Genomic DNA, 17,088 nt, shown 5'->3' with positions numbered 1-17,088 from the left:
AAAGGGTCAAAGAAAATACTCGAACTGCGATTCGGTCCGCTCGTGCTTGCGTACGCGGAAAATGTGCGCGGGCGTTGCCGCGGGATCGAGGCCAACGACGTTCTTCCATCCCTGCCAGCGATAGCGGGATTCCGTCAGAAGGTCGTGCATCTGATAGGGACGATCCTCGGGCAGGCCCAGTTCGCGGATATCGAGATCGACCGTACCCCATTGGCTGTTGTGTGGATCGGTGTTTGCCGCGACCACGATCAGGTTTTCGCCGGCCGACTTGCTGAAGCAGACGATCGCCGGGTTGTCGCAACGATGGAATCGGAGCGTCCGGTCCTGTTGCAGCGCGGGGTTGGCGCGGCGCACCGCGTTGAGTTTGGCGAGCAGCGGCGCGAGCGAGTCGGGGCGATCCAGGTCCCACGAGCGGATCTGGTATTTTTCCGAGTCAAGATACTCTTCGCTACCAGGCTTGAACGGTTTGTGTTCCATCAGCTCGAGCGCGGGTCCGTAGACGCCCCAGCTCGCGCACAGCGTCGCGGCCAGCACAGCGCGCACGATAAACGCGGCGCGACCGCCCTGCTGCAGATACTCGGTGAGAATGTCGGGCGTGTTCGGCCACGCGTTCGGTCGGTAGTAGTCCGCGGCGCCCGTCTGCGTGAGCTCGGTGAAATATTCGCGGATGTCCGCCGGCCCGTTGCGCCACGCGAAGTACGTGTACGACTGCGTGAACCCGATCTTCGCGAGCCGGTGCATGACTTTCGGGCGGGTGAAAGCTTCCGCGAGAAACAGCACGTCCGGGTGATCCTGCTTGACGCGGTCGATCAGCCAGTTCCAGAAACCGAACGGCTTGGTGTGCGGGTTGTCGACACGGAAGATCCTGACTCCGCGATCGACCCACAGCAGCACGACGCGCAGTATTTCATTCCACAGCGCCTGCCACTGCTCGCATTCAAACTCGAACGGATAGATGTCCTGATACTTCTTTGGAGGGTTCTCGGCGTACTGGATCGTGCCGTCCGGACGTCTGCGGAACCACTCCGGATGCTCTTTGACGTACGGGTGATCCGGCGAGCACTGCAGCGCGAGATCGAGCGCGATCTCGATGCCGCGCTTCCCCGCTTCGGAGACCAGCGCCGCGAAGTCCTTCTCGTTTCCGAGTTGAGGATGGATCGCGTCATGCCCGCCTTCGGCGCTGCCGATGGCCCACGGGCTGCCGACATCGTCGGGGCCGGGCGAGAGCGTGTTGTTCTTTCCTTTTCGGAACGCCCTTCCGATCGGGTGGATGGGGGGCATGTAGAGCACGTCGAAACCCATCGAGGCAATGCGGTCGAGCCGACCGATGACATCGCGCAGAGTTCCGTGCGACTTGCCGTCGCCCGCGGAGCGAGGAAACAACTCATACCAGCTGCTGAAGCGGGCGCGAACGCGATCAACCCAGAGCGGGACAAATCCGTCCGACTCGGCGACGAAACGGCGCGGCGCCTCGGAGAACATGAGCGCCGCGAGTCGTTCGTCCATCGCGGCTTCGAGCCGCATCCCGGCGTCGGCGTCCACTCTTCCGATCCGTTCGGCGAACTCCATCAATTCGCCCCGCGCCGAACGCGCGTGACGGGAGGCGCTCTCGACCATCTGCGCGCCGATAAGAAACTCGACCGACAAGTCCTGGCCAGCCGCGGCACGCTTGGTCATCTCGTATCGCCAGGTCTTGAAGTGATCGACCCACGCGGAAACTTTGAATTCGTGTGCCCCCTCCGCCACGACGGTGAATTCGCCGGCCCACCGGTCATTGACCAGGGGAGTCAGCGCGGTTTCGGCCCACTCGGCGCCGACGCGCCGATGCATGATCACGGCGCTCAACAAATCGTGACCGTCGGTAAAAACGTCGGCCTCGACTCGGACCGTTTCTCCCACGACGCGTTTAACCGCGAAGTTGCCTCCGGCCACCCGCGGAGTCACCGCTTCGATGACGACGCGGGAACGACCCTCGCTCGGAAATCGATCAGAGGCAACCGGCGTTTGCGCCTGCGGCGCCGTCTGACCCGAACCCCTGTTCGATACCACGTTCTGGGGGGAGGCTTTCGGCTTCACATTGCACCCTACGCCTTTCTCACCAGCGAGGCAACACGTCCCGATATATAAAGTTTGTTCGGGTTAGCGTCAATCGCGAAATGTTTTTTTCGATTTCTGTGCGTGCAATTGTTGGTTGTTCGCCGGGATTTCCGGCGACCGATGCCGCGCGGCGTGACGAACAGTAAGTGCACCATTTGTGCCTCTGAGCAAAGCAGCGCACCTCTGCGACGCATGAAGAGCCTCTCACAGCTTTGCCGGCGCGGCCGACAATATTTTTTGGAAAGCAGGACGTGGACGAGCTTCGGGCGGATTCCGTTTCGATTGAATCACGCCGCCGTGCGCGAACATCGAATGCCATAAGCGATTCGTCCTCACGACAAGAACGCATGGTTCTCGCTTGGAATCCGTGCGTGAAAACTGCGGTGGGACTCGGTCCGATCGAGGTGCGCCATGCATGGCACAAAAACGGTACAATCTCATGCGGTGGCCTCGCCCGGATCGAATACGCGATTTGCGGCGGCCGTTCCTTGGAGGTGCGCATGTTCCGCAAGACGCTTGCTCTCGGGCTCACGATTCTCTGCTGCGGCTTTGCGCCGGCTGCTCTCGCGCAGAGCGCGGCACCCGCGCAAATGCCGGCGCCGGTTGACCCGGGTTGGCCGCGCTCGTTCTCGAAGGACGGAACGACCGTCCTGATCCATCAGCCGCAGATCGACTCGTGGAAGGATTACGACAAGATGCGGTTCCGCTGCGCGATCGAAGTGACTCTCCCCGGCGCCGCAACGGCCGAGATGGGCGTGGCCGCCGCCGAAGCCGATACCGAGATTCATCGAGATACGGACACCGTTGTTCTGACCAACATCCAGGCGGTGTACCACTTTCCGGGCGCTTCTCCCGAGATCGCCTCGGCGCTCACGGCGGTGGTCAAGGAAGCGCTCCCGGAGAAATCGACTCTCACGTTGGGGCTCGACAAGGTGCTCGTCTACATGCGCAACGTCACACCGCCCGCCGGAGTGAACCTGAACATGGACCCGCCGCCGATCTTTTACAGCGAACGACCCGCGATCCTCGTCATGTTCATGGGACAGCCGGATCTCAAGCCGATCGACAACACCAAGATCATGTTCGCCGTGAACACGAACTGGCTGGTGCTGATGGACGGCACCACGAGTCAGTACTACCTCCTGAACAACGGTTCGTGGCTCACCGCGCCGGATCCCGTGAACGGCCCATGGACCGCGGCGACCTCGCTTCCCGCCGACTTCACGAGTCTTCCCGCCAAGCAGTGGGAAGAAGTGCACAAGAACATGCCGCTCAAACCAGCGGCCACCGTTCCCACGGTCTTTGTCAGCACGCAGCCCGCGGAACTCATCGTCACGCAGGGGCCTCCTTCCTATTCGCCGATCGCGGGCACTTCGCTCATGTATGTGAACAACCCGACGATGACGGTCTTTTTCGACGTCTCGAATTCGACGTACTACTTCCTCGTCGCCGGCCGCTGGTTCAGCGCGACGACTCTGAACGGGCCCTGGGCCGCGGCATCCGCGAATCTTCCGCCCGACTTTGCGCGCATTCCCGCGAGCTGCCCGCTCGCATATGTGCTTGTCTCGGTGCCGGGCACGCAGCAGGCGCAGGATGCGATTTTGCTCGCAAACGTGCCGCAAAAAGCGACGGTCAAGATCGCCGAGACCAAGCTCGACGTGACCTACGTCGGCGCGCCGAAGTACGTCCCGATTCAGGGCACGCAGATGACCTATGCGGTGAATACACCGTTTGAAATCGTGCAGTATGAGGGGGCGTATTACTGCTGCAACAAAGGAGTCTGGTTTATTTCGACGTTGCCGACGGGTCCGTGGGTTGTTTGCTCGGTTGTCCCGAGCGCGATCTACACCATTCCTCCGACGTGCCCGATTTACAACGTGACCTATTGCCAGGTGTACAGCGCAACGCCCGACACCGTGGTGGTCGGATATACCAGCGGATACAGCGGTGAGTATGTTGCGGCGACCGGCGCCCTCATGTTCGGCGCGGGGATGCTCACCGGCGCGCTGATCGCGAGCAACAACAATTGGTATTACGGCTGTCCGCCTTGTTATTACTCCTACGGGTGCGCTCCGATCTATCACTATGGTTACGGAACGTACTACCGCGGCGCTGGTTGCTATGGTCCATACGGCGGCGCGGGATGGTGCGCCGGGTACAACCCGGCGACAGGAACTTATTTCAGAAGCGGCGGCGCGTACGGACCATACGGCAGCATCCACGGGACGCAAGCCTACAACCCGTGGACCGGGACCTACGGCCAGCACACGGGCGGCTCGAACGGTTACGGTTCGTGGGGTCACTCGTACGTGTCACAAGGGAATCGCTGGGCTGAGGCCGGGCATTCAACCAACAACGCGACCGGCGTGACCAAGGGCTGGGCCGAGGACTCATCGGGCCAGTGGGCCGAGGGCGCACACAAAGGCAACTCGTCCGTTGCGAAAGCGAGCAACGGAGACGTGTACGCGGGCCACGACGGGAATGTCTATCGCAAGAACGATGACGGCCAGTGGCAGAAATACAACGACGGAAGCTGGAACAACGTGAATCGGCCGAATCAGAGTTCGAACATGGGGGCGGAAAACCGAAACTTTTCAAATAGCGGTCAGGGCATGAACGAGACCGAGAGCCGCGCCGCGCAGGCTCGCGACTCGAGTGCGTGGCAGAATCGATCACAAAGCTCCTGGCAGAACCAGTGGCGCAGCGGCGAGGGGAACACATCCGAGCTTCAGAACCGCTGGGGTCAGTCCGGAAGCGAAGACAGGTTCGGCGGCGGCGGATGGCAGGATCACGACAACATGAGCGGTCTCAATCGTGATTCCTGGGCGCGCGGCGCTTCGAACGGCTGGGGCGGATTCGGCGGCAGCTCCGGCGGGTTCGGCTCGCGATTCGGTGGCGGAGGATTCAGCCGCGGCGGCTTCAGCGGCTTCGGGGGCGGACGGTTCGGTGGCTTCCATCGCAGGTAGGCCGACAGAATCGACGGAGAATCGCACGATTCGAGAAGCTCGCGCTCGTGGGATTGGGCGGAATCCGGCAAACACAGACATGCGCGGCATCGGTGCGGCCCGCAGCAAACTGGCGAAGGCGGATGGCGTGACGATCTCGCTGGGGGAAGTGACGCTGAAGGATCAGGTCGTGATGGCCGGATCGCTGCCGCTGTTCTCGCGGTTCAAAGGACCGACACCGATCGGGATTCTGGGGAACCAGACACTCGCGGACTTTGGGCGGGTGGAGATGGACTTTGGGAAGAGAGAGTTACGGGTCTATTCAAAGTGAACCCGTGCCAAATAGGGAGTCGCACGAATCGCGCGCTCCATCGACGTAAGCCGCCGGATCGACGCAAACAGCAACTGCGCAGCGCCGAGCGCCGTTGGTGCGACGGTTGTGGGGCAAGCCAAAAACCCAAAAGCAACTGCGCAGAACGCGCTCACCGGTTCGCGGCAGAGACAGGCGATCCACACTCGGGGCAAGGAGATCCCCCGCCGATCTCCGAAATGTCATATCCGCAGCGCATGCAATGTCCGAGCTGCGTGCGGCGGCGAACCCGCCAATCGAGTCCAAAAAGAAAAAATGTCGGGGTGATGATCACCAGCAATGGAATCCAGAGCGGGATTTCAAAGGAGCCCAATCCCGATGGATCCATGACGAACCGAAGCGATTGACCGGGTGCCACAAACGAAACGTTCGATCGGTCGACGCCCACACCCACCAGCCATTCGGCGGGGTCAGGTTCCAGTCGCGCGTTCGCCCGAACTGAAACGTGCCTTGCCAGAGCCGATACCAGCGCCACGTGCGGCCATCGAACTCGTCGTAGTGGACGTGAATGAATGCGCTGCCGAGCCAGGCGCAGGTGATGGCAACCGAGGCGATCAAGCCGGCCCACTTGAGAAATCGCGTGCTCGTTCTTCTGCAGCGCACGAGTCATATTCCATCGGAAGCGCCCCGCGGGCCGTGCGTCGGTCGGCGGCGCACGCTTTGCCGGTCGCTACAGCCCCACTTCCCGTAGAAGCAATCGCAGTTCGCGCGAAAGTGACGTCTGCTCGTCGGAGTCAAAGTCATCAGGCACCGAGCCGAATCGAAACTGGCTTTTCCGGTAGGAAAGCAGACGCAAATACAAGCCCACAGGGAACTCGTAATTGTTCCATGCGCCACGATAACCGGCAAGGCCGTGTCGACGCAGGATGCGCGCCGCGTTGGACAACAGCATTTCGCACCATGTTCTCGCCGAAACTTCGGTTTCAAACAGCAGCTTGTGTCTGAGCTTTCTCTTGCCCGGCAGGATTTCAGAAAACGAAATCGAAAGCTGCTCCGCCGAGACAAACGTCAAATCCCAGCGATAGTTACCCGGCTCGCAATCCCAGTAACAAGAAACTTGGATCGGAGCCTCAAACTCAGGCCCCTTCTCCGGCACCACATCCATCACGCCGTTCGATTCGATCAGTTCTAATGTGGCCTCGAGCAAGCCGCCAAGCACATCTGTCGAGTAGCCCGGATAGAGCGTGAGCGATCGGCGACCGCATCGCAGCTTCGCCTGCATCCATCCCGCGCCCATCATCTTGAGCGACATCTTGAACGTTGGTTTGCGGGCCACTCGCTTGTTCACGGCTTCACCCCAAGCACCGCATCCTTCCTCTCAAGCTCTCCCTTGATGTCGCCGACAAACTTCTCCAGCGGCATCGCGCCAAGATCTTTCTCGACTCCCCGAGCGCGCACGCTCACCGCCTTGTTCTCCGCATCGCGCGGCCCGACGATGAGCATGTACGGGATCTTCTCGTCCGCCGCGACCTTGATCTTCGCCTGCACGCGTTCGTTGCTCTCATCGAGGCTCGCGCGCACGCCCGCCGACTTCAATGCCGCGAGCACCTCGCGCCCGTACTCCAGAGTCTTATCGCTTATCGGCAGCACTCGCACCTGCTCGGGACTGAGCCAGGTCGGGAACGCGCCCGCAAAGTGCTCGATGAGCACGCCGCAGAACCGCTCCATGCTTCCGAACGGCGCGCGGTGGATGACCACCGGCCGGTGCGCCTTGTTGTCGGGGCCGATGTAGGAAAGATCGAAGCGGTTGCCCATCTGGTAATCGACCTGCACGGTGCCGAGCTGCCACTCGCGCCCGATGACATCCTTCACGACGAAGTCGATCTTCGGGCCGTAGAACGCCGCCTCGCCGGGCTCGCGGCTAAACGAAACCCCGAGCGATTCTGCCGCGGCAAGGCACGCCGCCTCCGCCTTGTCCCAGCTTTCAGCGCTGCCGGTGTACTTGGACGAATCCTTGTCGCGCAGGCCGACGCGGACGCGATAGTCCTTCATGCCCAGCACGTTGAAGATGATCTTCACCAGCGACAAACAGCCCTGAATTTCCGCCGGGATCTGCTCCTCGGTGCAGAAGAGATGGGCATCGTCCTGGGTGAAGCCGCGCACGCGGGTGAGGCCGTTGAGTTCGCCCGACTGCTCCCAGCGATACACAGTGCCGAATTCGGCGAGACGCACCGGCATGTCGCGGTACGAATGCGGCGAACTGCCGAAGATCTTGGCGTGGTGCGGGCAGTTCATCGGCTTGAGCATGAAGCCCTCGACGAGCTTGTCGTCGGGCATGATGCGGTCCGCGGCGATCGTGTTCGCCTTGGTGCGTTCGTTGATCCCCGCTGCGAGGCGCGCCGAAACCCCCTCGACGCGGTGCATCATCTCGGCGCAGGTGCAGCCCGCCTTGCTGAGTTCTTCGAGCGCCTGGCGCTCGACGATGGGCGCGAACTGGCTGTCCTTGTAATACGGGAAGTGGCCGGAGGTCTTGTAGAGTTCGAGGCGCCCGATGTGCGGGGTGAAGACTTCGGTGTAGCCCTGCTTTTTCAATTCTGCGGAGATGAAGTTCTGGAGTTCCTTGCGGACGACGCTGCCGCGGGGAGTCCAGAGGATGAGCCCCTGGCCGACATCTTCATCGATGTGGAAGAGGCGGAGGTGCTTGCCGATGACGCGGTGATCGCGCTTGGAGGCTTCTTCTTTCTGCTTGAGGTATTCATCGAGTTCGGCCTGGGTCGGGAAGGCGGTGCCATAGACGCGGATGAGGCGATCGGAATTTTCGTCGCCGTGCCAGTAGGAGGAGGCAAGCGAAGTGACGATCGCGGCGCCGATGCGCCCGGTGCTCGGCACGTGCGGCCCGCGGCAGAGGTCTTCCCAGCTTTTTCCGGGAGCGCCGGTGGCGTAGAAGGAAAGGGATTTCGTGGCACTGCTCTCCAGAGCAGTGCTTCCTGTTGCACCTTGATCACCGGTCTGGAGACCGTTGCCACCGCTGAATGCCGACTTCGCGCCGTTGTACACGCTGCTCGGCAGCCCCATCGCGCGCTCGGCGTTGTCAACTTTGTACTTGTTGCCTTCGGTCTTCAGCTTCTGCAAACCATCGCCGCCACCGATTTCATACCGGGTGAACTCTCTGTTCTCCTTGATGATCTCCGCCATGCGCTTGTTGATCGCGTCGAACTGATCGCTGCTGATCTTCTTCCCCTCCGGCACATACATGTCGTAGAAAAAGCCGGTGTCGGTCGGCGGGCCGTACGCGAGCTGCACATCTTTTCCAACGACATCCTGGATCGCCTCTGCCATCACGTGTGCCGCGGAGTGACGGATCAGAAAGAGACCGTCCTTGTCCAGCACTTTCTGGCGGTCGCGCTCGGTGACGATCGAGATGCTCGCGTCGCGATCAATGACGGTCGAGAGATCTCGCAACTCGCCGTCGATCTTCACGCCGAGCGCCGCCTTGGCGAGCCCGGCGCCGATCGACGCGGCTATTTCCTTGCCGCTGACCGGCTTTTCGAACGACTTCTTGGAACCGTCTGGAAGTGTGATGGTGGGCATGCGTCAAAGGTCCAAATGTGAAAAGGGCCAAAGGGCCAAATAAAAGCAAGAAAAAACCCGGCTTTCGGCCGGGTCGAGTGTTCAGGTACAAACTCCGCTGCCTGCCGGCTCAGGCGGTGGAGTCTTTGGTCGTCGTCGTGGCACGGCCGGTGGTCATTTCGGAAGAGTACGCGGACGAACCGGACTTGGCCACCGCACGCACGCTTGAACGGGCCGGTATGCTCTGCCCGTGCTCTGTCCCTTCTGCAACGCCGACAACGACAAGGTCATCGACAGCCGCGCCAGCGACGCGGGGAAGACCATTCGCCGCCGCCGGGAATGCGTCGCGTGCAGCAAGCGCTTCACAACCTACGAGCGGGTAGAGCAGGCGACGAGGCTGGTCGTCGTCAAGCGCGACGGCACGCGCGTGCCGTTCGCACGCGAGAACGTGCTCAAGGGCGTCGTCGCTGCCTGCGGCAAGCGCCCGATCCCCGAAACCTCGAAAGAGCGCGTCGCCGACGTCGTCGAAGAAGAGCTGCACAAGGAATTCGACCGCGAGGTCGAGAGCCGCGTAATCGGCGAGCGCGTGATGGCGAAACTGCGAGACCTCGACGAGGTGGCGTACATCCGCTTCGCGAGCGAGTACTACAAATTCCGCAACGTCGAGGACATCATGCAGCAGCTCGAGACGCTGAACGGGCGGATTAAGGACGTGAAGGATCAGCAGAAGCTGTTTTAGTGCTCGTCGAGCAGCCTGACGTGGCGGCGTTCTTTTAGAAAGAACAGCCCGACCACGATCGTGACCGCGCAGACCGCCATCGGATACCACAGCCCGGCGAACTGATTGCCGGTCTTCACGTACAGCAGTTGGCCGATGAACGGGACCATGCCGCCGAAGACGCCGTTGCCGATGTGATACGGCAGCGACATGCTGGTGTAGCGGATGCGCGTGGGGAACAGCTCGACGAGGAACGCGGCGATCGGCCCGTAAACCATCGTGACCAGAAACACCTGCACGAACACGAGGAACGTGAGCGCCATCGCGGGCGGGCTGGTGAGGGAGGGGAAGCGGATCGAGTTCTTGGTTACCTCATCGACCCGGTAGGTTCCCTCGTAGACCGTGCGCGTGGTTGTGGTCGTATTCACCGTGCCGTTCAGGTAGTTGTGCGTCGCACGCTCGGTGGTGATGGAGCGCCCCGGGAGATCGCGCGCCGGGTCGGGCGGGATGCGCTCGAACTTGGGCTCTCCCAAGGACTGAATGCCGTCGTTGACATATTGATACCGCGATTGATTGGAGAGGTCGGCCATGGCCGCCATCGCGCCGTAGATCGGGTAGTAGAGCACGAGCGCCAGGAGGCAGCCCGTGAGCATGACTCCCTTCCGGCCGATCTTGTCCGAAAGCGACCCCATCACGATGAAGAAGGGCGTGCCGAGCAGGAGCGCGATCCCGATGATGTACTCGGCCTGCGTCGGCTCGATCGCGAGCGTTGTCTTCAGGAAGTTCATCGCGTAGAACTGGCCCGTGTACCAGACCACGCCTTGGCCGGCGGTCGCGCCGAAGAGAGCGAGCAGAACCAGCTTGAGATTCTCTTTTCTGCCGAACGACTCCTTCAGCGGGTTCTTCGCGCCCTTGCCCGACGCCTTCATCCGCTGGAACAAAGGCGATTCGCTCATCCGCCGGCGGATGTAGTAGGAAAAAGCCACCAGCACCAGCGACACCCAGAATGGAATCCGCCAGCCCCATGCCACGAATTCCGCCGGACTGAGCCACGCGCGGCAGATGAGAATCACGCCGAGCGACAAGAAGAGCCCGAGCGTCGCCGTCGTTTGAATCCAACTCGTCCAATATCCGCGCTGTCCATCGGGACAATGCTCGGCGACATATGTTGCTGCGCCGCCGTATTCGCCCCCGAGAGCAAGCCCCTGCGCCAGTCGCAGTAGGATGAGCAGGGCCGGCGCCAGCCAGCCGATCGTGGCATAGCCCGGCAGCATTCCGATCAGAAACGTCGCCCCGCCCATGAGCAGGAGCGTCACCAGGAACGTGTACTTGCGGCCGATCAGATCGCCGAGGTAGCCGAAGACGATCGCGCCGAACGGACGCACGACGAACCCGATCGCAAAGGTGGCGAGAGTCGAGAGCAGCGCCGTTGCGCCCGAGCCCTTCGGAAAAAAGACGTCCGCGATGGTAAGGGCGAGTGCGCCGAAGATGTAGAAGTCGTACCACTCGATCAGCGTCCCCGCGGAGGACGCCCCGATGATGGTCCAGAGACTCTTTTCGCGAAGGTGGGGCTTGGTCATGGGTGTGGCTGAACTCGCGAGCGGTCCGCTATGCTACAAAAAGCATGGCGAACAAAACTTTCTCATCGGCTGCAGACACCTTCCAAGACCTGCGGTCCCGCGGCATCCTGCGCGACGGCATCACCGTCATGGTCGGCGGCTTCGGGCTCTGCGGCATTCCCGAGAATCTCATCCTCGCGCTCCGCGACAGCGGCGTGAAGGACCTCACCTGCATCAGCAACAACGCGGGCGTTGACGATTTTGGCCTCGGGTTGCTGCTGAAAACCCGTCAAATCCGCAAGATGATCTCGTCGTACGTGGGCGAGAACGCGGAATTCGAGCGGCAGTTTCTCTCCGGCGAGCTCGAAGTCGAGTTCAATCCGCAAGGCACGCTTGCCGAGCGCATCCGCGCCGGCGGCGCCGGCATCCCGGCGTTCTATACGGCGACGGGCGCGGGAACCAAAGTGGCCGAAGGCAAGGAGACGCGCGAGTTGTTCCGGCCGTTCGACGGCGTGGGCGGGTGCACGATTCCAGGCTGGAAGGTCCCCGGCAAGCACTCCCCCACTACACGGGCTGGTGCGACACCCCGCGAGTACGTGCTCGAGACAGGGCTTTTCGCCGATCTCTCGCTGGTGAAGGCCCACAAAGCCGATCCGTTCGGCAACCTTGTCTATCGCAAGACTGCGAGGAATTTCAATCCGATGATGGCGACCGCCGCGGCATTTGTGATCGCGGAAGTCGATCAACTCGTCGGGCTGGGCGATCTTGATCCCGAAGCGATCCACACGCCGGGGAGTTACGTTGATCGGATCGTGCAGGCGAAGGCGGAAAAGCGGATAGAGCAGAGGACGGTGAGGAAGTGAACGAACCAAAGCGTGGCCTTTGATTCCTGCCGCAACGAATTCCGCCAAAACAGGGAACGAACCTTCGGCGACATCCGCGAAAGAAACCGGCCCGGAGGTCGACGACTGATGCGTGCGGGCATAGCAAGGAAGAGATTTCAGATTTCAGATTTCAGATTTCAGATTTCAGATTTCAGATTTCAGATTTCAGATTTCAGATTTCAGATTTCAGATTTCAGATTTCAGATTTCAGATTTCAGATGTCAGATGTCAGATGTCAGATGTCAGATGTCAGATGTCAGATGTCAGATGTCAGATGTCAGATGTCAGATGTCAGATGTCAGATTTCAGATGTCAGATTTCAGATTTCAGATTCCGAATCGCGGTCCCCGTCATCCAAACGCTCCTCGAAACGAAAGGGTTTCCCGTGCGCTATTCCCGCTTCGAACAGGTGCCCGTCTGGAAAGCCGCGTTCGAACTGGGCGTCGCGCTTTTGGAACTGACCGAAGACGCCTCCTTTTCCGGGATCGGCGACATCCGGAACCAACTCCAGCGTGCGGTGGTTTCCGTCGGCAACAACATTGCCGAGGGGTTTGAGCGGGGCACTACGAACGACCTCTTGACGTTTCTGTATTACGCCAAGGGTTCCTGCGGCGAAGTGCGTTCCATGCTTCTGACTTGTCAGCGACTCCGCCGTTTCGCTTGCGTTGAACAGCAAATCGCAGGTTTCATAATTCAGACCGAGAATATCTCCCGTCAACTCGCCGGTTGGGCGGAGTCGCTTCAGAACGCCGAGATCAGGGGCATCCGGTATCTGACCGATGATGCCCGCGAATCGGGCGCGCGCAAAGAGCGACGGGTCGCGTTCGAGCAGCAGCTTCGGGACGTTGTCGAACAGGGACGCCTCAAGCGCGAAGCTCAGCAGGCCCAGCGTTCTTCTTCGTCCGAAACATGAACCTCGATATCGCCTTCATCCGCTGCGTCTCTTTCGACTGCTACGGCACGCTGATCGACTGGCAATCGGGACTTGCCGCTGCGGTCGCACCGCTGCGCGCTGGTTTGCCTCAGATTCCGGGCGGCGAAGCGCTTTTTTCCGCGTTCGCGAAGCTCGAGCGCGAAGCGGAGCGTCCCCCCTACTGCTCCTACAAAGATGTCCTGCGCCAGGTGATGTCCGGCCTGACGGGCATCGCGGGCCCGTGCGAATTGCTCGACGCGCTGTGGCGCTCGATCGCCGATTGGCCCGCATTTTCCGACACGCCCGATTCGCTCCGCCATTTGAAAGCCCGCTTCGGCCGACTTGCCGTGCTCTCCAACATCGACGACGATCTCTTTGAGGCCAGCCATGCCAGGCTCGGCGTCCGCCTTGACACCCTCGTCACCGCGCAGCAGGTTCGGTCGTACAAACCCGACGAACGCAACTTTCGCGCCTTGCTGACAGCGCTCGACTTGCGACCAGATCAGGTGCTTCACGTCGCCGAGAGCCGCTTCCACGACATCGAGCCCGCGGCAAAGCTCGGCTTGCGAACAGCGTGGATACAGAGACAGTCCGGCGCGAGCGCATCGGGCGAGGCGCTCGATCGGTCGGTGAATGCCGACGTGCAAGCGCGGTCTCTCGCCGAGTTATGCGACCTGCTGAAGTGCTGAACTTCGCGATTCAAAAAGCCGAACGCAAAGTTTGAGTCGCGCGAGCACGAACTCCGATTGTTGAACCCGATCGGGGGATCAACATGCAATACAGCGTTCGCCTGAACCTTTTCGGAACAGCCTTTGCTTTCGCGTGCCTGCTCGGGCTCAGTATCGTTGCGAGCACGCTGGTTGTGTCGAGGTCGATTCAGGCCCGATCGGCGGAACAGAGCCGAGCCCGCCGCGAAATCGAGATGCGAGGATCGGCGCGCTTGCGGGTCCGATCCGACCTCGCCGTGTGGAGAGTGGTTGTTCGGGCCCAGGGTTCTTCTCTTCAAACGACCTTCGACGCGCTCGAAAAGAGCACCCGGGCGGTTCACGAGTTTCTCGTTTCGCAGGAGTTCTCGTCCGACGAGATATCGCTCAGCGCAATCTCCACGAGGCCCATTCATGCGAGAAACAAGGAGGGTGAGGCGCTGGACGATATCTCTGGCTATTCACTCGAACGCGCCGCCATCGTCACGACCGCCAATGTGGAGAAAGCCGCGGGCGCCGCCACGGCAGTCACGCAGCTCCTGCGCGACGGCGTGGAGGTCATGTCCGGACGGCCGGAATTCACATGCACAAAGCTCGGGGACATCCGGCAAACGCTGCTCGGAAACGCCGCGAAGGATGCGCGATCGCGCGCCGAGGAAGTCGTGAGCAACACCGGCGGCAAGATCGGCGCCGTGCGGGACGTACGAACCAATCCCATCCAGGTCACCGAACCGAACTCTACCGAGGTCAGCGGCATGGGCCGTTACGACACCTCAACCATCGAGAAAGATGTGACCGGGGTCGTCAGCGTTACTTTCGGGATCGAATGACTTGCGCCCGCGGTCCTCTTACGACTTTGGCAGTGAATAGTCGAATTCGTACGAGTGCTTGCCGCCCTCGATATTGATTTTCATCGTTCCAGTCAGCCCCACCAGTTCATCCGTCGCGGAATCGGGCACCACGATGATGTTGAGCGACGGTTTGCCGCGGTCCATGGTTGCGTTGTGCTGGAGCACAAATGTACCGCGCTTCCCGTTCAGTGTTCCGGTGACACGTTCGATCGCGACGTAACCCGCGGACCCCTTGGTATCGGTCATCGCGCTGAGCATCTCGCCCTTCGAGACGGCTTCGAGATCGCCATGGAACTGCTTGTCGATCGTCATCCTGCCGAGCGTCGAGCCCGGGCCCTTTTCGGGCGTGCCGACCGGTTCGAGTTTCACTTCGAACGGCCCGCTCGCTTTCATCAAAATCATCGCGGCTTCCTCTCTCTCGACTTGCGATCGGCCTGTTGAGGAGCCGGCGCATCCATTCAGCGCGATCACGGCTGCGAAAAAGCCGACAGACACCAGCCGTGAGCGAATCGCAACGTTCAATTCCTGTTCCTTGTCAATCGCAAACTCACGAGCCCGAAAGCAATTCGACCAGCACGTCGAGCCCCGCTTGCAGTTTGTGTTCCGGCACGGCGTAACTCAATCGAAAGTGCGTGTCGCGCAGGCTGAACGTGCCGCCATTGACGAGGATCAAGTTGCGTTCGATCGCCGCCTCGAGGAAGTGCAGCCCCGTCATGCCGAGTTTCTCCGGAATCTTCGGAAAGGCGTAGAACGCGCCGCCCGGCGCCTTCAGCCCCGTCACGGGCGCGAGCGCCTTGACGACCATGTCGCGCCGCTTCTGGTATTCCTGCATCTGGATCGTCGCATCGACATCGAGCGCCGCGATCGCCCCCCACTGAAGTGGCGTCGGCGCGCACACAAACGAAAACTGCTGCAGCTTGATCATCTGCTCGATCAGTTTCTTCGGCCCGGCGGCATACCCCAGCCGCCATCCCGTGTTGCCGTAGGTCTTTCCGAACCCTCTCACAAGCAGAACGTTTTCTTCCGCGCCCGGAAATCGCGCCGGGCTCGGGCATTTCATCGCCGTGTCTTTCTCGGGCCGCGCCGACTTCTGCGTGCGCGATTCCGTGTACGTGAACTCGTCGTAGATCTCGTCGCTCAAGAGCAGGATGTTCTTTCGCTGGCACAGATCCAGCAGGTCGCGGCATTCATCGACCGTGTTCACCACGCCGCCCGGATTCCCCGGCGAATTCACGACGACCATCTTCGTGCGCGCCGTGATGCACTTCTCGACGCGCTCGGCGGTGAGTTTGCAATCCGGATACGTGTCGCAATACACCGGCTTCGCGTCGGTGAGCGACGCCATCGCCGGATAGAGCACGAAGTACGGGTCCGGAATGACGATCTCGTCGCCGGGATTGAGTGTCGCCATCGCCGCGAGCACGAGCGCACCGCTCGTGCCCGGCGTCACGACGATGTCGCTCTCGCCGCCGGATGCCGCGAACGACCAACCAAAGTCGGTGCTCAACTTTTCGACCAGCCGGGCTTGCAACTCCGGGATGCCGCGCGAAAGGCTGTAGCCGTTCTTGTCGGAATTGATCGCGTGGATCGCGGCGTCTTTCACGCTGCGCGCCACGGGGAAGTCGGGCTGCCCGATCGACAAATTGATCGGGTCTTTCAGTTTGGCCCCGAGTTCAAAGGCGCGCCGGATTCCCGATCCGGACATCGCGAGCGTGCGGCGGCTGAGCAGCGAGTTCATTTCCATGCGCTCGGAGAATACGCGCCCCCGTACCCGAACGGTGTGCAAACGTATTGAACATGTCCTTTGAATTCCGACAGGATGCGCCCAAAACCGCAAGTTTCTGTCGCGCAGACGGAGATCGGTGACATGTTTGAGAGAAGACGCAACTCTGCGCTTCGGGGAGACCCCCTCAGGGCAAAACGGAGAGGAAGCAATATGCCATTCAAGTCTGCGGCCAAGATTGGTAGCGCTGCGGCGCTCGTCGCGTTCGGGGCGATTTCACAGGGTGCGCTCATTCACTACGAGGCGTTTCTCGACGGGCCATCGGAGTCGCCACCCAATGCGTCGCCCGGCACCGGTTTCGCGACCTTCGATTTCGACACTGTCTTGCACACCATGAAAATGCATGTCGAATTCACCGGCTTGATCGGAACAACGACAGCAAGCCATATTCACGCTCCCACCGCTGTCCCGTTCTCCGGCACTGCCGGCGTCGCCACGACGACTCCGACTTTCGCGGGGTTCCCGCTCGGCGTAACGAGCGGCATCTACGACATCACACTCGACCTGACCTTGGCATCCTCGTGGAATCCGGCGTATATCACCGCAAACGGCGGCACGACCGCGGGCGCCGAGTCGGCCTTTATGGCCAGCATCGCCGCGGGCAAGGCCTATTTGAATATCCACACGGCGTCATTCCCGGGCGGAGAGATCCGCGGATTCCTGAGAGTTCCGTCTCCGAGCGCGCTCGGCCTCGCCGGGATCGGCGGGCTTGTCATGGCCGCTCGACGCCGACGCTGAATCTCTACTCTCAAAA

The 17,088-nt window shown here is 61.2% G+C and carries 15 protein-coding genes; 8 read left to right on the top strand and 7 right to left on the bottom strand.

The window, feature by feature from the left end; all coding sequences use genetic code 11:
- Positions 1-6 precede the first annotated feature (6 nt).
- Positions 7-2,076, bottom strand: coding sequence for an alpha-1,4-glucan--maltose-1-phosphate maltosyltransferase (locus KF691_07040; GenBank protein ID MBX3389197.1), 2,070 nt, complete (start codon positions 2,074-2,076; stop codon positions 7-9).
- A 521-nt stretch (positions 2,077-2,597) separates the two neighbouring features.
- On the opposite strand from KF691_07040, the gene KF691_07035 reads away from it, so the two are divergent.
- Together KF691_07035 and KF691_07030 are read left to right on the top strand one after the other, a co-directional pair.
- Positions 2,598-5,063: a hypothetical protein gene (locus KF691_07035; GenBank protein ID MBX3389196.1), complete on the top strand. Its 2,466-nt coding sequence runs from the start codon at positions 2,598-2,600 to the stop codon at positions 5,061-5,063.
- A 79-nt stretch (positions 5,064-5,142) separates the two neighbouring features.
- Complete coding sequence (locus tag KF691_07030) at positions 5,143-5,373, top strand: hypothetical protein (GenBank protein ID MBX3389195.1); 231 nt, start codon at positions 5,143-5,145, stop codon at positions 5,371-5,373.
- A 309-nt stretch (positions 5,374-5,682) separates the two neighbouring features.
- On the opposite strand, the gene KF691_07025 is transcribed toward KF691_07030, so the two are convergent.
- From KF691_07025 to thrS, 3 genes are all read right to left on the bottom strand, one after another.
- Positions 5,683-6,015 carry a hypothetical protein gene (locus KF691_07025; GenBank protein MBX3389194.1) on the bottom strand — a complete coding sequence of 111 codons (333 nt, stop codon included), beginning with the start codon at positions 6,013-6,015 and terminating at the stop codon, positions 5,683-5,685.
- Positions 6,016-6,082: 67 nt separating this feature from the next.
- On the bottom strand, positions 6,083-6,652 hold the full coding sequence (locus tag KF691_07020) for a hypothetical protein (GenBank protein MBX3389193.1): 570 nt from the start codon (positions 6,650-6,652) through the stop codon (positions 6,083-6,085).
- Between the two features lie 44 nt (positions 6,653-6,696).
- Positions 6,697-8,943 carry a threonine--tRNA ligase gene (gene thrS / locus KF691_07015; GenBank protein ID MBX3389192.1) on the bottom strand — a complete coding sequence of 749 codons (2,247 nt, stop codon included), beginning with the start codon at positions 8,941-8,943 and terminating at the stop codon, positions 6,697-6,699.
- Positions 8,944-9,172: 229 nt separating this feature from the next.
- Between thrS and nrdR the strand changes: the two genes are divergently transcribed.
- Positions 9,173-9,661: a transcriptional regulator NrdR gene (nrdR, locus tag KF691_07010; protein ID MBX3389191.1), complete on the top strand. Its 489-nt coding sequence runs from the start codon at positions 9,173-9,175 to the stop codon at positions 9,659-9,661.
- Here the strand turns inward: nrdR and KF691_07005 are convergent.
- Positions 9,658-11,220, bottom strand: a complete 1,563-nt coding sequence (locus KF691_07005; protein ID MBX3389190.1) for an MHS family MFS transporter — start codon at positions 11,218-11,220, stop codon at positions 9,658-9,660. The genes nrdR and KF691_07005 overlap by 4 nt on opposite strands.
- Positions 11,221-11,264: 44 nt before the next feature.
- Between KF691_07005 and KF691_07000 the strand changes: the two genes are divergently transcribed.
- The 4 genes from KF691_07000 to KF691_06985 all read left to right on the top strand — a co-directional run bounded on the left by KF691_07000 (position 11,265) and on the right by KF691_06985 (position 14,530).
- Positions 11,265-12,062 carry a CoA transferase subunit A gene (locus KF691_07000; GenBank protein ID MBX3389189.1) on the top strand — a complete coding sequence of 266 codons (798 nt, stop codon included), beginning with the start codon at positions 11,265-11,267 and terminating at the stop codon, positions 12,060-12,062.
- Positions 12,063-12,468: 406 nt separating this feature from the next.
- On the top strand, positions 12,469-12,996 hold the full coding sequence (locus tag KF691_06995) for a four helix bundle protein (protein ID MBX3389188.1): 528 nt from the start codon (positions 12,469-12,471) through the stop codon (positions 12,994-12,996).
- Positions 12,993-13,685 (top strand): HAD-IA family hydrolase, encoded by a 693-nt coding sequence (locus KF691_06990; GenBank protein MBX3389187.1) that lies wholly within the window; start codon positions 12,993-12,995, stop codon positions 13,683-13,685. Before KF691_06995 ends, KF691_06990 begins: the two co-directional genes overlap by 4 nt.
- Before the next feature lie 83 nt (positions 13,686-13,768).
- The gene (locus KF691_06985) at positions 13,769-14,530 is read left to right on the top strand and encodes an SIMPL domain-containing protein (protein ID MBX3389186.1); all 762 of its coding nucleotides are present in this window, start codon (positions 13,769-13,771) and stop codon (positions 14,528-14,530) included.
- Positions 14,531-14,548: 18 nt separating this feature from the next.
- Here KF691_06985 and KF691_06980 read toward each other — a convergent pair whose 3' ends face one another.
- Together KF691_06980 and KF691_06975 are read right to left on the bottom strand one after the other, a co-directional pair.
- Positions 14,549-14,953 carry a DUF3224 domain-containing protein gene (locus tag KF691_06980; protein ID MBX3389185.1) on the bottom strand — a complete coding sequence of 135 codons (405 nt, stop codon included), beginning with the start codon at positions 14,951-14,953 and terminating at the stop codon, positions 14,549-14,551.
- A gap of 145 nt (positions 14,954-15,098) precedes the next feature.
- Complete coding sequence (locus tag KF691_06975; GenBank protein MBX3389184.1) at positions 15,099-16,289, bottom strand: aminotransferase class I/II-fold pyridoxal phosphate-dependent enzyme; 1,191 nt, start codon at positions 16,287-16,289, stop codon at positions 15,099-15,101.
- 198 nt (positions 16,290-16,487) lie between these two features.
- On the opposite strand from KF691_06975, the gene KF691_06970 reads away from it, so the two are divergent.
- Positions 16,488-17,072, top strand: a complete 585-nt coding sequence (locus tag KF691_06970; protein ID MBX3389183.1) for a CHRD domain-containing protein — start codon at positions 16,488-16,490, stop codon at positions 17,070-17,072.
- The last annotated feature ends 16 nt before the right edge of the window (positions 17,073-17,088 follow it).

It is taken from the genome of Phycisphaeraceae bacterium (genome assembly GCA_019636555.1).
Lineage (GTDB): Bacteria > Planctomycetota > Phycisphaerae > Phycisphaerales > UBA1924 > JAFEBO01.
Note: the sequence above shows the minus strand (reverse complement) of the source record. Positions and strands in the feature narration are given on the sequence as shown.